General features: G+C 65.7%; 2 pseudogenes. Both read right to left on the bottom strand.

Annotated features, from left to right (window positions below):
* Positions 1 to 101: pseudogene (locus DZE2538_RS00050) on the bottom strand (citrate lyase acyl carrier protein); the annotation flags it as partial.
* A gap of 34 nt (positions 102 to 135) precedes the next feature.
* Positions 136 to 697, bottom strand: a pseudogene (locus DZE2538_RS00045) ([citrate (pro-3S)-lyase] ligase); the annotation flags it as partial.

The following is a 697-nucleotide window of genomic DNA, read 5'->3' as shown; positions in this document are numbered from 1 at the left end:
CTGTTTATCACCACCGTCAGCGGGCCTTGCGCCGGGGACACCCGGACCAGCAGGTCGCTGGACTCGAAGGTGCCCGCCAGGGCTTCCTTGATAATTTTCATGTTGGTTTTTCCTGCCTGATACATTAAAAACACGTCACGCGCAGGCGAGCTCGCCATAGCGCTGCAGATGCGCAAACGTCGTCGCCGGCACAATCTGGCGGATGGCGTCGAACTGGCGCTGCCGCAGCAGCCGCCGTACCGCCGAGGCGGATATCGCCTGCCCGTCGTGCTCGCGCGTGCGTTCGATTTCCACCACCGTCAGGGCCGGGGCGGGCACCCGCCCGTCCTGCTCCAGCCAGTGGTGCATGTCCTGGTTGTACTGGTGCGTCACCGGGCAGAACGGCTCGGTGCCGACAAAGCGCCGGGTGATGCCGAGCGCCGGGGCGATATACTGGCGGAAGATGATGAGGTCCAGCGCCGCGTGCGCCTGGCTTATCAGCGCCTCTTCCTTCAGGAAATAGCCCGGAAAGGTGGCCTTGGAAATCAGGTACTCCGACCCGGCGTGCACCGTCAGGTTGGGGATGTCCGCCACCCCCTGGCGCACCATCTCCAGCCGCTCGGCGAACGGGAAGAAGGAGACGTCCTCGCGCACCACGAAGATGTGCAGCCAGTCGCAGGCCCGCGCGGCCTGCTCGGCCAGGTAGCGGTGCCCCAGC

The organism is Dickeya zeae NCPPB 2538 (assembly GCF_000406165.1).
Classification (GTDB): Bacteria; Pseudomonadota; Gammaproteobacteria; order Enterobacterales; family Enterobacteriaceae; genus Dickeya; species Dickeya zeae.
This window is presented reverse-complemented; position numbering and strand designations above follow the sequence as displayed.